Here is an 18,551-nt window from a genome sequence, read left to right on the forward strand (position 1 = left end):
TTTGTTTTGTGTGTTCTAAAAGTGTATTTTTAGCCATATAAACCGATAATCTTGGGCGCATTAAGAACGTTTTTTAAAGACACCATAATTTATGGTCTGGCAACAGTTTTACCAAGGTTAATGAATTTTATTTTGGTGCCTCTCCATACGGGCACTTTAGAAACCACAAGTTATTCAGATAATACCACCTTCTATATTTACGCGGCCTTTTTTAATGTATTGCTCACCTATGGTATGGAAACCGCTTTTTTTAGGTTTTTTAGTAAAAGTGAGGACAAGGATAAGGTGTTTTCAACGGCACTTATAAGTTTGTCGGCAACAGCAATACTCTTTTTTGCAGTAGTCTTTAAATTTAACGATACACTGGCCTCTCTGGTCAATCTCCATCTTAATTACTTTAATTTATTATTAGGGGTATTGGTTTTAGATACCCTCGTGGTTGCACCATTTGCCTATTTACGGGCAACGGGAAAACCCGTCAAATTCGCCTTAATTAAACTATCTAATATAGGCCTTTATGTGCTATTGAATTTCTTTTTTCTTTGGGCCATACCCCAATTTGGAATTCCCTTTTTGGACTATGACAGCACCGATTTGGTGAAGTATATCTTTATAGCAAATCTCATGGCAAGTGTGGTAACTTTACTTCTGTTATTGCCTTATTTTTTAAAGACCAAACTACAGTTCGACCCTTTAATTTTTAAACAATTGTTGGGCTATGGATGGCCGATAATGGTTGCCGGTCTAGCTTATGTGGTTAATGAAAATTTTGATAAATGGTTGTTGCCGGAAATGCTTGGTAAAGCGATTAACGGGGCCTATAGCGGATGTTATAAAATAGCCGTTTTTATGACCATTTTTATTCAAGGATTCAGACTGGGAGCAGAACCATTTTTCTTCAATCACTCAAAGGAAATTAATGCCAAACGCACCTATGCCTTAATCATGGATTATTTTGTCATTTTTGGTAGTTTTATGCTGGTATTTATTGTCGCTTATCTCGATTTTTTTAAACAGCTTTTAGTGAAGGACGAAAGTTATTGGATAGCCATAGACATTGTCCCTGTGGTACTTCTTGCGAACTTATGCCTGGGGGTTTATTTTAATTTGGCCATTTGGTATAAACTCACGGATAAAACGCGTTATGGCATGTATTTATCGGTGGCTGGCGCATTGATTACTATCGTATTTAATTATGTCATGATCCCCAAAATAGGTTTTATGGCATCCGCCTGGGCCACACTTGCCGCCTATGGAGTCATGATGTTATTATCCTACTTTTGGGGTCAAAAACACTATCCTGTACCATATAACATCACGAAATTGGGGTTCTTTTTAATTCTTGCCATAGGACTTTCTGTCCTATCACTCCATACTCATGGTAATTATTACCTAAATACCATATTTGTTTTAGTATTTTTGGGGATTGCTTTTTTTTCGGAAAAAGATCAAATCAAACAATTGTTAAAAAGATAAAATGAAAATTAAAATCATCAACAAATCCAATCATGATATTCCGAAGTATGAGACCATAGCTTCAGCAGGGATGGATTTACGAGCTAATTTATCGGAATCAAGAACCTTAAAACCTTTAGAAAGAAGTATTGTCGGGACGGGCTTATTTATAGAGTTGCCCTTGGGTTACGAAGCCCAGGTACGTCCGCGCAGTGGATTGTCTGCCAAAAAAGGCATTACAGTCTTAAATGCACCAGGTACCATTGACGCGGATTACAGGGGTGAAGTTGGGGTGATTCTGGTCAATTTGTCGAACGAAGATTTTACAGTACAAAATGGCGAACGTATAGCACAGCTGGTCATAACCAAACACGAACGTGCCGAATGGATTGAAGTCGACGCTTTATCTGAAACCTCCAGAGGAGCAGGAGGCTTTGGAAGCACAGGGGTGAAGTAGCATTCCTGCACCCGCCTGCAGTCGGGCAGGAAAGCAGGAATCTCACAGTCAATGAATACAGAATATGGGAGAGCCTATAACATTACAGAAGAGAAGATAAACATGGAACTTTGGTATGTTTACATCATGTCAAATAAGCCCAGTGATGTTTTGTATATTGGTATAACGGATAACATAGAAGGGCGGGTAAAGAGCAAAAGCTAAAGATTTATCCAAAATCATTTACAGCAAAATACAATTGTGATAAATTGATTTATTCTGAAGAATTTGAAAATGGTGATAAAGCTGTCAAAAAGAGAAAAACAGTTTAAAAAATGGAAAAGAGATTGGAAATAAAGTTAATTGAAGAGATGAACCCGGGTTGGATGGATTTGCGTATGAATTGGAATCTAAATTATAGAAGATTAAGAAGATAAAAAGTTTAATTTAAAAAAGATCCCTGCTTTCGCTGGGAATGAATATGAAAATAATAGTCCCCATGGCCGGTCGGGGTTCCCGATTGCGCCCACACAGCTTAACCACTCCAAAACCTTTAATACCGGTTGCCGGAAAACCAATTGTTCACCGATTGGTAACCGATATCGCCAAGGTTTTAAAACAGCCTATCGAGGAAGTGGCCTTTGTTTTAGGGGATCCTGCATGGTTTGGCGATGATGTGGTTACCAGTTTAGAGGAATTGGCAGAACGTTTAGGAGCCAAATCGTCTATTTACTATCAAGATAAACCTTTAGGGACCGGTCACGCCATTATGTGTGCAGAACCCTCCCTGGATGGTCCTGCCGTAATTGCTTATGCCGACACCTTAATCCGTGCGGAATTTGATTTGGATCCTCATGCGGACAGTGTGATTTGGACTAAGGAGGTAAGCAACCCGGAAGCCTATGGGGTGGTGAAATTGAACCCTAATAACCAAATTATTGAGTTGGTAGAGAAGCCCGAAAACTTTGTAAGCAATCAAGCCGTAATAGGGATATATTATTTTAAGGATATCGGTGTTTTAAAGCATAAATTGCAGGAGGTTTTAGATGAAAATATTACCAATGGAGGGGAGTACCAAATCAATGATGGTATAAAACGCATGATGGCTGAAGGCTTTATTTTTAAAACAGGAACTGTAGACGAGTGGATGGACTGCGGGAATAAGGCCATTACGGTCGAAACCAATGCTAAAATGTTGGGGTTCTTACAACAGGATGGTAAAGAGCAATTGATAGACCCAACCGTTCAATTGGAAAACGCTGAGATTATTGAACCTTGTTTTATTGGCAAGCACGTTAAACTCAGTAATGCCACCATTGGACCCCATGTGTCTGTGGGGGCGTATTCTATTATAGAAAATGCCAACGTTAAAAATAGCTTAATCCAAACCCATACCATTATTAAAAATGCTAATTTAGACCGTGCTATGATTGGTAATCACGTCTCCTATAATGGCGATCATATTTCAGTTAGCATAGGAGATTATTCGGTTTTGGAATGACTTTTGAAATGGATTAGGTCACCTTAGGACCGGCTTAAGGAGCAGGTCAAGTTAAGGCCGAAAAGTCGAGACTTTTATGAAGAAAATAGGACACATATTCTTTTTGTTTTTTGGATTGGTTTTCCTTCCTCAATGGAACTATGCTCAGGTCGATTTTAACAAAACGCCGGATGATGACTTAGGCAATGTGGAAGATCAATTTCAGGACTATTTTTATGAGGCCTTAAAGCAAAAAGGGATTGAAAATTATGAACGATCCAATGAAGCCCTTTTGAAGTGTATTGAGTTAAATGATGAACCTGCGGTTTTATATTTTGAACTGGGCAAGAACTACAATAAACTTAAAAACTTTGGTTTAGCCGAGGAGTCCTTAAAGAAGGCCGTTGATAAGGATCCGGATAACGAATGGTTTTTAGATGAGCTGTATGGATTTTATGCCGCTCAAAATAATTATGATGGCGCCATTAAAACCATAAAACAATTGGTCAAATATCATCCTGATTATAAAGAAGATCTGGCGGCTTTGTACTTCAGGACTAAAGATTACAAAGAAGCCATAAAACTTTTAGACGAATTGGATAAGGCCTATGGCATTTCTTCGAGTCGCGATGTTTTACGGAATAAGATTTATAAGGCCACAGGCCAAAAAAAGGACCAAATCGAAAATTTGGAACAGCGTGTTGAGGATAACCCTAATAAGGAAGCAAACTACCTCGCCCTTATTTATCGGTATAGTGAAAACAATCAAAAAGAAAAAGCGTTTGAAACCGCAAAGGAGTTACTGGACATGAACCCGAATTCCCAATTGGTTCATTTGGCACTTTATAAATTTTATTTAGACGATGACGATCCGGAACGGGCTATCGAATCCATGAAGATCGTTTTAAAAAGTACTCAGATTAAACCTGACGCTAAATTAAAGGTGTTATCGGATTTTGTGAAATTTGTAAATAAACACCCGGAATTTGAAACGGAATTGGTGGAGGCCATAACCTTAGCGGAAAACCATAGTGACCAAAAAACCTTAGAGGAATTGGGACAGTATTACCTGGCTAAGGGCAATAAGGAAAAAGCACTGAGTTACTTTGAATCGGTCTTAAATTTAGACCATGATAATTACCACGTTCTGCAAAATGTGCTATTGCTGAAATTAGATTTAAAACAGTTTGAGCAGGTTCGGGAGCAAAGTGCTCAGGCCCTTTTAAAATATCCTTCCCAACCGTTGTTCTATTTAATCAATGGTACGGCCTCATTGGCACTAAATGATCTGGATAAGGCGATAGAGGTTTTGGAAGAAGGGGTGGACTACATCATCGATGACACAAAAATGGAAATCGATTTTTACACCCAGCTCAGTAAGGCTTATACCTTACAAAGCAATTTTGAAAAAGCTAAAACGTTAAACGATAAAGTGAAACAACTACAAATCTCTAATTAAACATAACAGACTTGAAAAAGCATTCCTACATTCTACTCTTAATCCTGGCCCTGCTGGTGTTTCAATGTAAATCGTCTAAGAGCTTAAGCCTTGGAAAAGCGAACTTAAATTTGTCGACAAAGCAAATTATAAGGGAGAACCTTAAGCAAACCCCGGAGTTTAGAACCTTGGCTTCCCGCGTTAAAATTGATATCGAAGACGGTCATAGCTCCAAGGGTTATACGGTGAATCTACGGATAGAAAAAGACAAGCGGATTTTGTTGACCTCGTCACCAATTTCGGTAGTAAAGGCCCTAATTACGCCGGACAGAGTAAGTTTTTATAATAAGTTGGACAAAACCTACTTTGATGGGGATTATATTTATTTAAGTAAGTTATTGGGAACCCATTTGGACTTTGTAAAGGTTCAAAACCTGCTGTTGGGGGAGGCATTATATAACCTCAAGGGGGATTCCTATAAATCCTTTATCCATCAGAATAAGTATGCGCTACAACCAAAAAGGGACCAGGAACTTATTGAAATTTTTTATCTATTAAATCCTTCACATTTTAAAATAGACTCCCAACAGATCTCACAGCCGAAACTGTTAAGACATTTACAAATTGACTATTTGCAATATCAGGAAGTCGATAAACAAAGGCTTCCGGAACGGATAAAAGTGATTGCTCTTGAAGCCAATGAAGAGCTCATTGTTGGATTGGAATTCAAAGGGATGTCCTTAAATGAAGATTTAAGATTTCCTTTTAGAATTCCTTCGGGATATCATGAAATAGAGCTGTAATGATAAACAAAAAATACATTTTTAGAGTGACCTTGTATATTTTGGTCTTGCTAACCAGCCATGCTTTTTCTCAAAATAGAAAGCAAGAACTGGAAACGCGTCGACAGGAATTACGTCGGGAAATTCAAAAAATCAATGAATTACAAGCGGAGAACAAATCTAAGGCTAAATCGCAATTGTCATTGATTGAAGACTTCAATTATAAAATTACGGTGCTCAACAACTTAATTAAGGTTACCAACCAGCAAGCCAATTATTTAACCCGGGAAATTAATGACAATCAAAAAAAGATAAGCGTGCTCAGGGAAGAATTAAAGCAGCTCAAGGCGGATTATGCCGATATGGTGGTAAAGTCCTATAAAAGTAAAAACAAGCAAAGTAAAGTGATGTTTTTGCTGTCTTCAAACGATTTTAAACAAGCCTATAAACGCCTGCAATATATAAAGCAATATGCCAATCATCAAAAGCAACAAGGAGAAACCATTACATCCAAGACCCGGGAGCTTCAAGAAATTAACAAGAATTTGTTAAAGCAAAGAGAGGAAAAAGAAGCGCTTATTTCAGAAAATAAGGCTACCCAGAAGTCATTGGAGGCCGCCAAAAAACAACATGTAACCTTAATGCAATCCATTAAGAAAAATATTAACAGATATACGGCACAAATAAAGGCAAAACAACAGGAAGCAGATCGCATTGACAGGGAAATTGAAAAAATAATTAAAGAAGCCATCGCACGGTCCAATAAACGGGCCGGGAAATCCGAATCATCATCCAGTTTTGCTTTAACGGCTGAAGAAAAACTTCTGGCATCGAATTTTGTGGCCAATAAAGGGAAATTACCATGGCCCGTGGAAAAGGGCTTTGTAAAAGTGCGCTATGGCGCCCAGCCACATCCCATTAACAGGTCGCTTATTATTAAAAGTAACGGGGTTCGTATTGCCACCGAAAAAGGCGCTCAGGTTCGAACCGTTTTTAATGGTGAGGTTATAGGTGTTATTACACTTAAAAATGTCAATCCTTTGGTGATGGTCCGTCATGGTAATTATATAACGACTTACAAAAACCTATCAAAAGTATATGTAAAAGAAGGAGATAATGTATCTACAAAACAGGTTATTGGTGAGGTGGCAACCAATAGATCCACCGGAGAAACCATCCTAAGTTTTGTAGTTTCCAAGGAAAGCAATACACAAGATCCTTCGGCATGGATTTACAAGATGTGAATTGCCGAGGCTAACCGGCATCGGGTTTTGGGCCCTTAAGCACGGTGTAAGAACTATTCAAACAAAGCCTTTAACTCTGTAGCATCGTTGGGTTTAATTTTTCCGGCTAGCAAAAGACTGAGTTGTTTACGTCGTAACGCGGCAGCAAAGCGCTCTTTCTCTATGGAAGATTCCGGGGCAACCTGAGGTACGGCAACGGGTCGACCGGTATCATCTACGGCCACAAAGGTATAAATGGCCTCATTGGCTTTGGTGCGTTCGCCGGATTCGCGGTCTTCAATCCAAACGTCTATAAATACTTCCATAGAGGTTTTAAACGCTCGGGAAACTTTAGCTTCAACTGTAACCACACTCCCTAAGGGAACGGCTTTAGTAAAAGCCACGTGGTTAACAGAGGCGGTCACAACAATGCGTCTGCTATGTCTTCTGGCGGCAATACTGGCTGCACGATCCATACGGGCCAATAATTCGCCTCCGAATAAATTGTTTAAAGGATTGGTTTCCCCCGGTAAAACCATATCGGTAAGAATGGTTTTAGATTGTTCTGGCGTTTTTACTTGCATCTTTTGTCAAGGATTTGATGACCGCAAAGGTACTATGCTTTTAAGTTTTTAGGAAGTAAAAAGCAACTCAATTTTATAACTATGAAATCAATGCGGTAAGGTTACGGGGACAACAACACCCTAATTTAAGGTGCCACCCTAACAATGAACATTTTTTCATGGTGCGGGCTGTTTGCCTTCAATTTCATGGCTTTAGAAGCTAATTCTAAATCACTGAATGCTTCGTTATATACAAAATAATAGTCGCTAATGTTATCGAAGAAGAAACGGATGTTCGAATAGCCTTCAGATTTTAATCTTTTTATAAAAGTATCTTTTTCTAAAGCATCCTTAAAAGCATCTAAAATGAGATAAAAGCCACTATTTACGTTATCAGCACCCTTTATAATTTGAATGATATTAGGACTTTTTCTAAACGTCAGATCATCTTCGCGTACGGCCTTATCATCCCCTTTGGCTGATATCAGTTGAGGTTCCGGAGAACTTGTAATGGGTGGTGTAGTACTGGTATTTGAATGACTCGCGTTCACCGTTTGGTCCAGATTTCGAATGATATTGATCCAGGCATCCTTGTTGTGGGTTTTCCTTATTTCTCGAACCGCACTAAGCGCATCAGAACCTGTTTCATAACTCGCATAGATGACCTCATGTAAACCATATTTGTTTACACCGATGTATCTGGCCGGATAACCCAGTAATCGAAGTTGACGCACCATTTTAGTTGAGTTTTCCTTTACTCGAAACGCACCCGCAACAATGTGATAGTTTCCTGTTTGCTTGATGGCATTCAGGGTAATGGCAGGAAGGGGATTTAAACTAAAAGTGGCTTCTTGGATCTTCGTTTCAAGTTGCTGATTAGCTTGTTCCTGTGCTAATTGATTGTGGGTTTCAATGGTGTTGACGTAATAGTTGGAAGCAGTAAAGCCACCTAAAGTTAAAGCGATCAAGGCAACTGCAGCGTATTTTAAATAGGACTTGGTTTTGCGCCTTGCCGGAGTAAAACCTATGGGGACAACGCGTTCAACGGCTTCTGCAGTGTCCTTATACACTTCTCGAATAATAGCAGGGGACTCAAAATCAGACAGCCCAAATGCATCAGTTAAATAGTTCAGGCGATAGGTCGGTTCAAACAGGATTTTGCCTTCCTGGTTAAAAACAATTTCCCCGATATTTTTAAACGTCAGCGTCTCTCCTTCGGTGAGATATGATTTTAAGAGTTTTACCCGTTTGGCTATTTTTTTATTGGCGACATCAAATGGTACTTTTTCCACCTCAGCAATATAATGGGCCAACAAGCCATCATTCTTTTGAATTTGCTCATTAAAGGATAACACTTTTTTTGGTGGGAAAAAAGCCTGCGACGACTCATCTATGGTCGCAGATACGCGTTGTGTTAAAAACGATCCAAAATCAGGGATCGTCACACAGTCGTATCTATAAAGTAAATCGCTGATGTAGGTTTCTAGTTGCATGAAAACAAAGTTAAAAAATTATAAATATAGAATAATTTTGACATGAAGTATTTATCAACAGTTTAAAAAATTTCTTTACTTGCATCATAAATAAAAATTTATGTCCGACAGCGAATTACATTACATCCTGGCTTTACAACACGTCTCTAATATTGGAGACATTATCGCTAAGCGCCTCATCGCATATTGCGGTTCGGCCGAAGCCGTGCTAAAAGAGAAAAGACAAAATCTGCTTAAGATTTCTGGAATCGGGGAGACCACCATTTCCGATTTATACAAAGTCAAGCATTTAATTGAGGCGGAAAAGGAATTGATTTTTATTAAAGACCACCATATTAAAACGTCTTATTTTGAAGAGGACCATTATCCATATCGATTAAAACATTGTATTGATGCCCCTATCTTATTGTTCCAAACCGGAACCATAAACCTGATGAACCAACCCATTATAAGTATTGTCGGGACACGAAAGATTACCACCAATGGGATAGCATTTTGCGAAGATTTAATAAACACCATAAAGCCTTATAACCCCGTAATAGTTTCTGGTTTTGCCTATGGAACAGATATTACGGCCCATAAGGCCGCCATTAAAAATGGCTTACAAACCATTGGGTGTTTAGCGCATGGATTCAATCAAATTTATCCGAAAGCCCATAAAAAATATGTTTATGAGGTAGAAAAGCATGGTGGATTTTATACTGACTTTTGGAGTACGGCGACCTTCGATAGGAATAATTTTTTAAAGCGAAACCGGATTATCGCAGGTTTAAGTGAAGCCACGATTGTTATAGAATCGGCTGAAAAGGGAGGAAGTTTAGTTACGGCCGATATTGCCAATTCATACAACCGGGACGTGTTTGCCGTACCGGGAAGAACGTCAGATTTACAAAGTGTGGGATGTAATAATTTGATTAAATTTCATAAGGCACATATGTTAACAACACCTTTGGATCTGCCATATATGTTAAGTTGGAAATTAGAGGAGGATACGAAGCGATCCGTTCAAAAACAATTATTTGTTGAATTGGATGAGACGGAAGAGGTTATTTACAATTACCTTAAGACAGAGGAAAAACAACAATTGGACCGTATTGCTTTAGACTGTAAGCTACCTATATTTAAAGTGAGCAGTACCTTATTAAATATGGAATTGAAAGGCGTTGTTAGGCCGTTACCGGGAAAATTGTTTGAGGTGGCCTAGGGCATTAATAACCCACTTTTTTCCTTACCCTTTGTAATACCTCATTAGCCACTAACTTGGCCTTTTCTGCACCAAAGGCGAGGGCCTTATCTATCTCATCGAGATTGGCCATATAGTAATGGTATCGTTCCCGTTGTTCGGCAAAACGGGTTATCATAAGTTCAAATAAGGCCTGTTTGGCATGGCCGTAACCATATCCCCCTTTTTCATAATTGGCCTTCATTTGGGCAACCTCTGTCTCACTTGCTAATAATCTGTAAATGGCAAAACAGTTGCAGGTTTTCCAATCCTTAGGATCTTCAAGCGGGGTACTGTCCGTTTGGATAGACATAATTTGCTTACGCAGTTTTTTATCATCCAAAAAGATATTAATAATATTGTCCCTGCTTTTGCTCATTTTTTCTCCATCAGTCCCGGGGACAAGCATGGTGTTTTCCTGAATTTTACCTTCGGGCATCACGAAGGTTTCTCCCATTTTGGCATGAAAACGAGACGCGACGTCCCGGGTCATTTCTATGTGCTGTAATTGGTCTTTTCCTACTGGAATAATATGGGCATCATACAACAAAATATCGGCAGCCATGAGCATGGGATAGGTAAATAAACCCGAGTTAACATCTTCCAGTCGGTCCGCCTTATCCTTGAAGCTATGTGCTAAGGTGAGTCGCTGATACGGAAAAAAACAGCTTAAATACCAGGATAATTCCGTAACCTGAGGAATATCACTTTGTCTGTAAAACACCGTTTTTTCTATATCCAGGCCAAAAGCCAACCAGGTTGCGGCGGTAGAATAGGTATTCATTCTAAGTGTTTGGGCCTCTTTAATTTGCGTTAATGTATGTAAATTGGCAATAAACAAATAAGAATCGTTCTCCGGCTTTTCTGCCATTTTAATGGCGGGTAGAATAGCCCCTAATATATTCCCAAGATGTGGGGTGCCCGTACTTTGTATACCCGTAAGAATTCTTGCCATAATGTATCCTCGAATCCCAATAAATAGTTAAAAGGAATTGTTTTAAATGATTAAACCATGCGCAAAGGTAACTGTTTTGATAAAATTGCTCAATACAATTATGTATTTTTGGAATCTATGAGGGCATTTAAATATGTGTTTTGGATTCTTTACCGGGTTTGGTTTTACGTTTTAGTAGCATTGCCGATAATCCTATTGTTTCCTATACTTCTCATTTCTATTTCAAAAGAATCCTGGTACCCTTTCTTTTTTAAGCTGGCGCGATTGTGGGCGCGATTCATTTTATTTGGGATGGGCTTCAAGGTGAAGATCAGGTATCAGCAAAAACCAGAACCCGGGAGGAGCTATATGTTTATTGCCAACCACACCTCTATGGCCGATATTATGTTGATGCTGATTTCGGTTAAAAGCCCATTTGTATTTGTCGGTAAGAAAGAATTGGCCAGACTGCCCTTATTTGGGTTTTTTTATAAGCGGACTTGCATCATGGTCGATAGAAGTTCGGAAAAGAGTAGAAAAGGGGTGTTTTTAAGGGCCCAGCGTCGGTTAAAGCAAGGGCTTAGCATTTGTATCTTTCCGGAGGGCGGGGTGCCTGAAGAGCGTATTATTTTGGACGAATTTAAAGATGGGGCATTCAGATTGGCCATAAACCATAAGATTCCTATAGTTCCAATAACGTTTTTTGACAACAAAAAACGCTTTTCTTATTCGCTTTTTAGCGGAGGCCCCGGATTGATGCGAGTAAAGGTCCACAAGTTTTTATCGACAGATCATTTAACTATTGAGGATACTAAATTCTTAAATCATCAAGCCAGGACTGTTATTTTGAATGCCCTGAAAAGCCAATAAAAAAACTGCCCTTTAAAAGAGCAGTTTTGTTTGATATTGATTTTCGGACTTAACCATAGAAAATCAATATCCAGATCTAACCAAAAACCTAAAATTTAATAGCAAATCCTGTATAAACCCCTATAAAATAAGGCTTAAAATTACCGGAAGTATTGCTAAATGTGTTTATTTGATATTTAAATAGGGGCTCTAAATTAAAATCTAATCTTTTAGACATTTTATAGTTGAGGCCAAGCCCGAAATTGGCACTGTAACTCACTTTATTGATATTGTTCGCTCGCCCTAAAAATGTTTTAGAACTATTGTTCTCGGAGTAAATCTTATTTTCATTTAAGAAAAATGAACTAAATCCACCTATTAGGTTAAGTCCGAACTTTTTATCCAGAACGGCGTATTGAATTTCCAATGGAATTTCTATATAACCGAATTCCTGATTAATAGAAGTGTCTGTAGCTGAAGATAGTAAGCCCGCACTACTTTTAAAATTAATATTGTCCGCACCGGCGAATGATGTTGTACTCGCAGAACTTATAGTGGTTAAGGAGTAACCAGAATCATATTTTATGTTTGCAAAAGAAGCCGAATTGGGAGTTTCACGGGATCCTATCGATTGATAAACGACAACGTCGTTGGTGTTATACCCTAATCGGACCCTGTTGATACCGGAGCGAATCTGTAATTTTTTATTAACAGCATAACTGGCCCTTATACCATAGCTCATATTTAATTCACCTGTTTTGGCATTATTGCTCAATTGAGGGTCTATTGAGGAACCTTCACCCAAACTATTAAAATAAACAGGCGCAGCGTTTGGGGCAACACTCCACCTGTTAAATTTCTCTTCTTCAATGCGTTCTTTGAGGTCTGTATTGATGATATCCTCAAGAGATAGTTCCTCCTGTTCTTCCGCAGCAGTATTGGAATTATTTTTTGCCACTACCGTTGAATCGGCGGTGGTGATGTTGTCGATAAGCGTATTAGGATTTCCTGAGTTGTCGGGATTATTCCCTAAGTTATCCAGCCCATCCTGTTGCGATGTTGAACGGGTGGCCTTGGCGAGCCTTGTGCTATTCTCCTTTGCCAGAATTTCTTCAGAAGTACTGTTATCGGTACCCCCATGAGGCGTTTGCGATTTCTCTAAAAGCACATGTTCATTTGAGGTGACCGGAGATTCCACAACAGAATGTGGTGAAGGAGGTAATACCCTTAAAGGATGAGTTGTACTTTCCGAATGCCCGCTATTTTCAGTGCCCTTTTCCTGATTGAGATTCAGTTGCTCTTCGGTACCCGATATGGCCTCGTTACTTGGTTTGTTATAAAGTCCTGCCGGGGTTGCTTCATTGCGGGAACTGTTTTCAATTGTGCTTTCTGTGTCGACTACTTGAGGCAAAGGATTTTGTGCATCCTTACTGGAATTAAAATATAAATACCCCATGGTAAGCAACACGGCTAATAGTGCAGCAACACCTCCATATGGCAACCAAATTGGAATTATGCGCCGTTTTTTCTTTTTATCCCTCAATCGGGATTCAATAGAATTCCAAACTTCGGGACGAGGACTAACCTCAAAGTCCTTAAACTTTTCTTGAAATAATCTGTCTATATGTTTCTTTTCACCCATTATAATGACTGAATATGTTCACTTAAATTATAATTTTCAACGGTCCGTTTCAAAATTTGCCGTGCTCTGGATAAGTTTGATTTTGAAGTTCCTATACTAATGTTAAGCATATTGGCAATCTCTTTATGCGAATAGCCGTCCAATACATAAAGGTTAAAAACCAAGCGATACCGATCGGGCAACGCTTGTATAGCCTTCAGAAGATAATCCAGCGATACCGCATCTTCGTTAACCTCTATGTTAAAATCTTCTACTTCATTTTCATTGACAATATTAAACACCTTCTCTGTCCTGTAATGCTGTAAGGCGGTATTAATGGTAATGCGTTTTATCCAACCTTCAAAAGATCCTTTGTGCTTAAATTGTTCAATTTTATCAAAAATGGTTAAAAATGCATCTTGCAAGTTGTCTTCCGCCTGCTCATAATTATTTGAGTACTTTAAGCAAATTGAGAATAATTTACTCGAAAAGAGCTTATATAATTCTTCTTGTGCTTTAGTATCATGGTTTTTGCAATGTTCTATGAGTTGCTCTAAACTCAAATTAAAACGCATTTACTGTTAATGTTTTTCTATATGGTCAATCCATAACCGGCACTTCAATGGTTAAATATTGGTCTTCACCGTCGATGTTTTCCCCTTGCCAAAACTTAAAGATATACGAACCATTGCTCGTAACAATAAAATTAAAAGTAGCCTCAACTAAGTCATCTGCAAGGTCTGAACAATTGTTATGATTTTCAAATACATAAGTAATCGGTGCAACTGTACGTATGTTATTATCTTTTACATAATAAAAATTTCTAAAGGTATGACAGGTGGTTGGCCGGTAATAATAGACGGTGATAGGATAGGTTTGACCTAACACGAATTCGTCGGGCATATCAACGCTTTCCACGGGTAATATCTCTAATACATAACTGTCGGAATCATCATTTATACTACAGGACACCAATAGCATAAATACAAATCCTAAAATAAAAATGTTTTTCATAAATTTCTCTTCTAATCTTTTTCAATTAGATGAATAGAGAAATAAAAGGTTGCGCCTAAAACCAAAAAAATCTCGAATTATTTCGAGATTTTTTTGGTTTTATTCTTGTTTGAGGAATTCTTTTATTTTATCCTCCAGTTCATCTAAAAGTTCCGGATTATCCTTTATTATCGTTTTAACTGCATCCCGGCCTTGTCCTAACTTTGTTTCTCCATAGCTAAACCAGGATCCACTTTTATTAATGATTTCGTAGTCGACCGCGAGATCTAAAACTTCACCTACTTTAGAAATACCTTCGCCGTACATAATGTCAAATTCTGCTGCTTTAAAAGGTGGGGCTACTTTGTTTTTAACCACTTTAACACGAGTTTTATTTCCTAAAACGTCCCCGTTGCTGTTTTTTATTTGGGTGGACCGCCTAATGTCCAACCTAACAGAAGCATAAAATTTAAGGGCGTTACCTCCGGTGGTTGTTTCGGGATTGCCAAACATGACACCAATTTTTTCGCGTAACTGATTAATAAATATAACCGTACAATTGGTTTTACTAATGGAAGCGGTTAGTTTTCTCAGAGCCTGAGACATTAAACGCGCATGAAGACCCATTTTAGAATCTCCCATTTCACCTTCAATTTCACTTTTAGGAGTTAGAGCTGCAACAGAGTCAATAATGACAATGTCAATAGCACCCGAGCGGATGAGATTGTCGGCAATCTCGAGAGCCTGTTCCCCATTGTCGGGTTGTGAAATGATTAAATTGTCAATATCAACACCTAGTTTTTCAGCATAAAACCTGTCAAAAGCATGTTCAGCATCAATAAAAGCGGCAATACCACCATTTTTTTGTGCTTCTGCAATGGCATGCAGGGTCAAAGTCGTTTTACCGGACGATTCAGGACCATAGATTTCAATAACTCTACCTCTTGGATAACCTCCTACACCTAATGCAATGTCCAATCCCAAAGACCCTGAGGAGATCGCATCGACATCGACAACTGCGGCATCACTCATTTTCATTACAGTTCCTTTGCCATAAGCTTTGTCTAACTTATCTAAAGTAAGCTTGAGGGCTTTTAATTTTGCTTCTTTTTCACTCATTTATTTGAAATTCTCTTGTTATGCATGCTAAAGTAATACAAGTTTTTTCAGAATACAATTTTATAACGCAACCTTTTTAAACATTTTGTATCTAACTACTAAAGTGGGAAAATTTTTGCTGTGAAGAAGAACCATTTAAACCACTTTTACCTGTTAATATTTGGTTTAGCCGCTAGCCTTATTCCAATGGCAGCTGATAATCTGATGGTGACTAACCACAATAGGCGACTTTAATACTAATGAGCCAAAAGAAGCACTTTAAGTTTTATAAAGTGCTTTTTTATTGGATCAAGTTAAAAGTTGTACTTTTGCAGTCTAAAATCATTTCTTTAATCTTAAAACATTAGTATAGCATGCAACTGTACAATACATTAAGCGCTAAAGAAAGAGCAGCATTAATCGATAGTGCAGGAAAACATCGGTTAACGCTTTCTTTTTATAAATATGCCAAAATTACTCACCCCCAGGAGTTTAGAGATCATCTGTTCATTACCTGGGACTCCCTGGACGTCTTGGGCAGGATTTATGTCGCACACGAAGGAATTAATGCGCAACTGTCGCTTCCTGCAGACCGTTTTAACGCATTTAAGGCGCATTTGGATGCTATTGATTTTTTAAAAGGAATCCGTTTGAATATTGCAGTCGAGCAAGACAACAAATCATTTTTAAAGCTTAAGGTTAAGGTAAGGCACAAAATTGTTGCCGACGGCTTAAATGATGACACCTTCGATGTTACCAATAAAGGGGTTCATGTAGATGCCGTGACATTCAACACCCTTATTGAAGATCGCGACACTGTTGTGGTGGATATGCGTAATCATTACGAGAGTGAAATCGGTCATTTTAAAAATGCCATAACCCCGGATGTAGACACGTTTAGGGAATCTTTGGATATTATTGAAAACGATTTAAGGGAACACAAAGAAGATAAAAAGCTGGTAATGTATTGTACCGGAGGAATCCGCTGCGAAAAGGCCAGTGCTTACTTTAAACACAAAGGGTTTAAAAATGTGTATCAATTGGAAGGCGGTATTATTGATTACACCAGACAGGTAAAAGAACAAGGGATTGAAAACAAGTTTTTAGGACAAAACTTTGTATTTGATGACAGGCGTGCCGAGCGGATTAGCCCCGATGTTATTGCCAATTGCCACCAATGCGGCAAACCATTTGATGTCCATACTAATTGTGCAAATGAAGCCTGCCATTTATTATTCATTCAATGTGATCAATGCAAGGAGGAAATGAACAATTGCTGTTCTGCTACCTGTAAAGAAATTCATGAATTGCCTTATGAAGAACAGAAGGCCTTACGAAAAGGACAGGGCAATAGTAACGATATTTTTAAAAAAGGACGTACAGATCATTTACCCTATAAAAAGGATTTGAGGAATATTTTCGAAGTTTTCAAACCCCATAAAACGTAGCAGGCCATGCAGAAAATAGAATTAATGGCGCCTGCAGGTAATTTTGAATCTCTGCAAGCCGCTTTGGATCATGGTGCCGATTCGGTGTATTTTGGGGTTGAGCAATTAAACATGCGTGCGAGAGCCTCCATGAACTTCACCTTAGAGGACCTTCAGGAAATTTCGAGAAGGTGTCATGCCAATAATGTCAAGACCTATTTAGCCCTGAATACCATTGTATACGATCACGATTTATCCATCGTAAAGACCTTAATTACCAAGGCTAAAGAAGCTCAAATTAGTGCTATTATTGCCATGGATCAGGCGGTAATTATGGCTGCGAGGGAAGCCGGTATGGAAGTGCATATTTCTACCCAGATTAATATTACCAATATTGAAACGGTAAAGTTTTATGCATTATTTGCCGATACCATGGTGTTAAGTCGTGAGTTGAGTTTGCGCCAGGTGAAAAAAATCACAGAGCAGATTGAAAAGGAAAAAATTAAGGGGCCATCGGGAAGACTTGTGGAAATTGAAATATTTGGTCATGGCGCACTTTGTATGGCCATATCCGGTAAATGTTACATGAGTTTGCATTCGCAAAACGCTTCGGCAAACCGGGGAGCTTGCAAACAAAATTGCAGAAAAAAATACACCGTAATCGATCAGGAAACGGGTTTTGAAATGGAATTGGATAACGAGTACATTATGTCTCCTAAGGACTTGTGTACCATCGATTTTTTAGATCAGGTTGCGGATACCGGTATTAAAGTTTTAAAGATAGAAGGCCGGGGTCGGGCACCGGAATATGTCGCTCACGTGGTTAAATGCTATCGGGAAGCTATCGATAGTTTATACAACGGGACATATCACCAAAGCAAGGTGAAGATCTGGATGCAAGACCTTGAAAAAGTTTACAATCGCGGATTTTGGAGTGGGTATTATTTAGGACAAAAATTGGGGGAGTGGAGTAAGGGATCGGGCTCTCATGCAACACAGAAAAAAGTGTACTTGGGTAAAGGCATACATTATTACCCAAAACCTGAAATAGGAGAGTTTAAAATTGAAGCTTATGACCTTGCCATTGGCGATACCCTATTGATTACAGGACCCACCACCGGAGCAAAGGAAATGGTACTGGAAGAGATGTTAGTGAACGATCGGCGCCTGGAAAGCGCTACGAAAGGAGATTCAGTTACCATAAAACTTCCATTTAGAATTCGACCATCGGACAAGTTGTACAAAATGGTTGATCATAAAGTGGAGAAGTAATGGTTGTAGTGACCTTACAAAGGCAAAAATGTATAGGGTGTAACTATTGTGTGGAATTGGCACCAGGACAGTTTCAGATGTCAAAAAAGGACGGGAAGTCCGTTTTGTTGCATGCCATAGAAAAGAAAGGGTTTTTCACTTTAAAGTCTTCAGAGGATACTATTTTGGAATCCTGTGAAAATGCATCAAATGCCTGCCCTGTTAAAATCATTTCTGTAAAACAGATTTAAGTAATTGGTTGGGTCTTTTTTAAGTACTGAGAATA

Annotated in this window: 19 protein-coding genes; 12 read left to right on the forward strand and 7 right to left on the reverse strand. The window is 38.7% G+C overall.

Annotated elements, in window-relative coordinates:
- Window positions 1–51: 51 nt before the first annotated feature.
- From MR054_RS12330 to MR054_RS12360, 7 genes are all read left to right on the forward strand, one after another.
- Window positions 52–1,476: an oligosaccharide flippase family protein gene (locus tag MR054_RS12330; protein ID WP_242158133.1), complete on the forward strand. Its 1,425-nt coding sequence runs from the start codon at window positions 52–54 to the stop codon at window positions 1,474–1,476.
- A 1-nt stretch (window position 1,477) separates the two neighbouring features.
- On the forward strand, window positions 1,478–1,912 hold the full coding sequence (gene dut, locus MR054_RS12335) for a dUTP diphosphatase (RefSeq protein WP_242083733.1): 435 nt from the start codon (window positions 1,478–1,480) through the stop codon (window positions 1,910–1,912).
- A 51-nt stretch (window positions 1,913–1,963) separates the two neighbouring features.
- Window positions 1,964–2,116, forward strand: coding sequence for a GIY-YIG nuclease family protein (locus tag MR054_RS12340; RefSeq protein ID WP_242158134.1), 153 nt, complete (start codon window positions 1,964–1,966; stop codon window positions 2,114–2,116).
- Window positions 2,117–2,372: 256 nt separating this feature from the next.
- Window positions 2,373–3,392, forward strand: coding sequence for a sugar phosphate nucleotidyltransferase (locus MR054_RS12345; RefSeq protein WP_242158136.1), 1,020 nt, complete (start codon window positions 2,373–2,375; stop codon window positions 3,390–3,392).
- A 76-nt stretch (window positions 3,393–3,468) separates the two neighbouring features.
- Window positions 3,469–4,830, forward strand: coding sequence for a tetratricopeptide repeat protein (locus MR054_RS12350; protein ID WP_242083735.1), 1,362 nt, complete (start codon window positions 3,469–3,471; stop codon window positions 4,828–4,830).
- 11 nt (window positions 4,831–4,841) lie between these two features.
- The gene (gene lolB1 / locus MR054_RS12355; RefSeq protein ID WP_242158137.1) at window positions 4,842–5,612 is read left to right on the forward strand and encodes a lipoprotein insertase outer membrane protein LolB1; all 771 of its coding nucleotides are present in this window, start codon (window positions 4,842–4,844) and stop codon (window positions 5,610–5,612) included.
- A complete protein-coding gene (locus MR054_RS12360; RefSeq protein WP_242083737.1) occupies window positions 5,612–6,835 on the forward strand; it encodes a murein hydrolase activator EnvC family protein in 1,224 nt (407 codons plus the stop codon). Before lolB1 ends, MR054_RS12360 begins: the two co-directional genes overlap by 1 nt.
- A 53-nt stretch (window positions 6,836–6,888) precedes the next feature.
- On the opposite strand, the gene MR054_RS12365 is transcribed toward MR054_RS12360, so the two are convergent.
- Window positions 6,889–7,398: an acyl-CoA thioesterase gene (locus MR054_RS12365; RefSeq protein WP_242083738.1), complete on the reverse strand. Its 510-nt coding sequence runs from the start codon at window positions 7,396–7,398 to the stop codon at window positions 6,889–6,891.
- 125 nt (window positions 7,399–7,523) lie between these two features.
- On the reverse strand, window positions 7,524–8,870 hold the full coding sequence (locus tag MR054_RS12370; protein ID WP_338081524.1) for an HU domain-containing protein: 1,347 nt from the start codon (window positions 8,868–8,870) through the stop codon (window positions 7,524–7,526).
- Window positions 8,871–8,970: 100 nt separating this feature from the next.
- Here MR054_RS12370 and dprA point away from each other — a divergent pair, with 100 nt between their 5' ends.
- Window positions 8,971–10,074 (forward strand): DNA-processing protein DprA, encoded by a 1,104-nt coding sequence (dprA, locus tag MR054_RS12375; RefSeq protein ID WP_242158138.1) that lies wholly within the window; start codon window positions 8,971–8,973, stop codon window positions 10,072–10,074.
- A 4-nt stretch (window positions 10,075–10,078) separates the two neighbouring features.
- Here dprA and trpS read toward each other — a convergent pair whose 3' ends face one another.
- Entirely contained in the window at window positions 10,079–11,047 is a 969-nt protein-coding gene (trpS, locus tag MR054_RS12380) for a tryptophan--tRNA ligase (RefSeq protein WP_242158139.1), read from the reverse strand.
- 117 nt (window positions 11,048–11,164) lie between these two features.
- On the opposite strand from trpS, the gene MR054_RS12385 reads away from it, so the two are divergent.
- On the forward strand, window positions 11,165–11,896 hold the full coding sequence (locus MR054_RS12385) for a lysophospholipid acyltransferase family protein (RefSeq protein WP_242084481.1): 732 nt from the start codon (window positions 11,165–11,167) through the stop codon (window positions 11,894–11,896).
- An 88-nt stretch (window positions 11,897–11,984) separates the two neighbouring features.
- Here the strand turns inward: MR054_RS12385 and MR054_RS12390 are convergent, their stop codons facing one another.
- The 4 genes from MR054_RS12390 to recA all read right to left on the reverse strand — a co-directional run bounded on the left by MR054_RS12390 (window position 11,985) and on the right by recA (window position 15,608).
- Complete coding sequence (locus MR054_RS12390) at window positions 11,985–13,517, reverse strand: porin family protein (protein ID WP_242158140.1); 1,533 nt, start codon at window positions 13,515–13,517, stop codon at window positions 11,985–11,987.
- Entirely contained in the window at window positions 13,517–14,059 is a 543-nt protein-coding gene (locus MR054_RS12395) for an RNA polymerase sigma factor (RefSeq protein ID WP_242158233.1), read from the reverse strand. Before MR054_RS12395 ends, MR054_RS12390 begins: the two co-directional genes overlap by 1 nt.
- A gap of 37 nt (window positions 14,060–14,096) precedes the next feature.
- Window positions 14,097–14,510, reverse strand: a complete 414-nt coding sequence (locus MR054_RS12400) for a hypothetical protein (protein WP_242083742.1) — start codon at window positions 14,508–14,510, stop codon at window positions 14,097–14,099.
- Window positions 14,511–14,609: 99 nt separating this feature from the next.
- Window positions 14,610–15,608: a recombinase RecA gene (recA, locus tag MR054_RS12405; protein ID WP_242083743.1), complete on the reverse strand. Its 999-nt coding sequence runs from the start codon at window positions 15,606–15,608 to the stop codon at window positions 14,610–14,612.
- 353 nt (window positions 15,609–15,961) lie between these two features.
- Here recA and trhO point away from each other — a divergent pair, with 353 nt between their 5' ends.
- The 3 genes from trhO to MR054_RS12420 are packed head-to-tail and all read left to right on the forward strand — an operon-like array spanning window position 15,962 to window position 18,516.
- A complete protein-coding gene (trhO, locus tag MR054_RS12410) occupies window positions 15,962–17,035 on the forward strand; it encodes an oxygen-dependent tRNA uridine(34) hydroxylase TrhO (protein ID WP_242158141.1) in 1,074 nt (357 codons plus the stop codon).
- 6 nt (window positions 17,036–17,041) lie between these two features.
- Window positions 17,042–18,286, forward strand: coding sequence for a peptidase U32 family protein (locus MR054_RS12415; RefSeq protein WP_242158142.1), 1,245 nt, complete (start codon window positions 17,042–17,044; stop codon window positions 18,284–18,286).
- On the forward strand, window positions 18,286–18,516 hold the full coding sequence (locus MR054_RS12420; RefSeq protein WP_242158143.1) for a ferredoxin: 231 nt from the start codon (window positions 18,286–18,288) through the stop codon (window positions 18,514–18,516). Before MR054_RS12415 ends, MR054_RS12420 begins: the two co-directional genes overlap by 1 nt.
- The last annotated feature ends 35 nt before the right edge of the window (window positions 18,517–18,551 follow it).

Origin of the sequence: Aestuariivivens sediminis, assembly GCF_022662105.1 — a bacterium.
GTDB lineage: Bacteria > Bacteroidota > Bacteroidia > Flavobacteriales > Flavobacteriaceae > Aestuariivivens > Aestuariivivens sediminis.

Coding starts and splice junctions, on each gene's coding strand:
- MR054_RS12370 (WP_338081524.1), bottom strand. CDS start 8,870: ATGCAACTAGAAACCTACATCAGCGATTTACTTTATAGATACGACTGT.
- dprA (WP_242158138.1), top strand. CDS start 8,971: ATGTCCGACAGCGAATTACATTACATCCTGGCTTTACAACACGTCTCT.
- MR054_RS12350 (WP_242083735.1), top strand. CDS start 3,469: ATGAAGAAAATAGGACACATATTCTTTTTGTTTTTTGGATTGGTTTTC.
- trhO (WP_242158141.1), top strand. CDS start 15,962: ATGCAACTGTACAATACATTAAGCGCTAAAGAAAGAGCAGCATTAATC.
- dut (WP_242083733.1), top strand. CDS start 1,478: ATGAAAATTAAAATCATCAACAAATCCAATCATGATATTCCGAAGTAT.
- MR054_RS12365 (WP_242083738.1), bottom strand. CDS start 7,398: ATGCAAGTAAAAACGCCAGAACAATCTAAAACCATTCTTACCGATATG.
- MR054_RS12415 (WP_242158142.1), top strand. CDS start 17,042: ATGCAGAAAATAGAATTAATGGCGCCTGCAGGTAATTTTGAATCTCTG.
- MR054_RS12340 (WP_242158134.1), top strand. CDS start 1,964: ATGAATACAGAATATGGGAGAGCCTATAACATTACAGAAGAGAAGATA.
- MR054_RS12420 (WP_242158143.1), top strand. CDS start 18,286: ATGGTTGTAGTGACCTTACAAAGGCAAAAATGTATAGGGTGTAACTAT.
- recA (WP_242083743.1), bottom strand. CDS start 15,608: ATGAGTGAAAAAGAAGCAAAATTAAAAGCCCTCAAGCTTACTTTAGAT.
- MR054_RS12360 (WP_242083737.1), top strand. CDS start 5,612: ATGATAAACAAAAAATACATTTTTAGAGTGACCTTGTATATTTTGGTC.
- MR054_RS12390 (WP_242158140.1), bottom strand. CDS start 13,517: ATGGGTGAAAAGAAACATATAGACAGATTATTTCAAGAAAAGTTTAAG.
- trpS (WP_242158139.1), bottom strand. CDS start 11,047: ATGGCAAGAATTCTTACGGGTATACAAAGTACGGGCACCCCACATCTT.
- MR054_RS12385 (WP_242084481.1), top strand. CDS start 11,165: ATGAGGGCATTTAAATATGTGTTTTGGATTCTTTACCGGGTTTGGTTT.
- MR054_RS12345 (WP_242158136.1), top strand. CDS start 2,373: ATGAAAATAATAGTCCCCATGGCCGGTCGGGGTTCCCGATTGCGCCCA.
- MR054_RS12400 (WP_242083742.1), bottom strand. CDS start 14,510: ATGAAAAACATTTTTATTTTAGGATTTGTATTTATGCTATTGGTGTCC.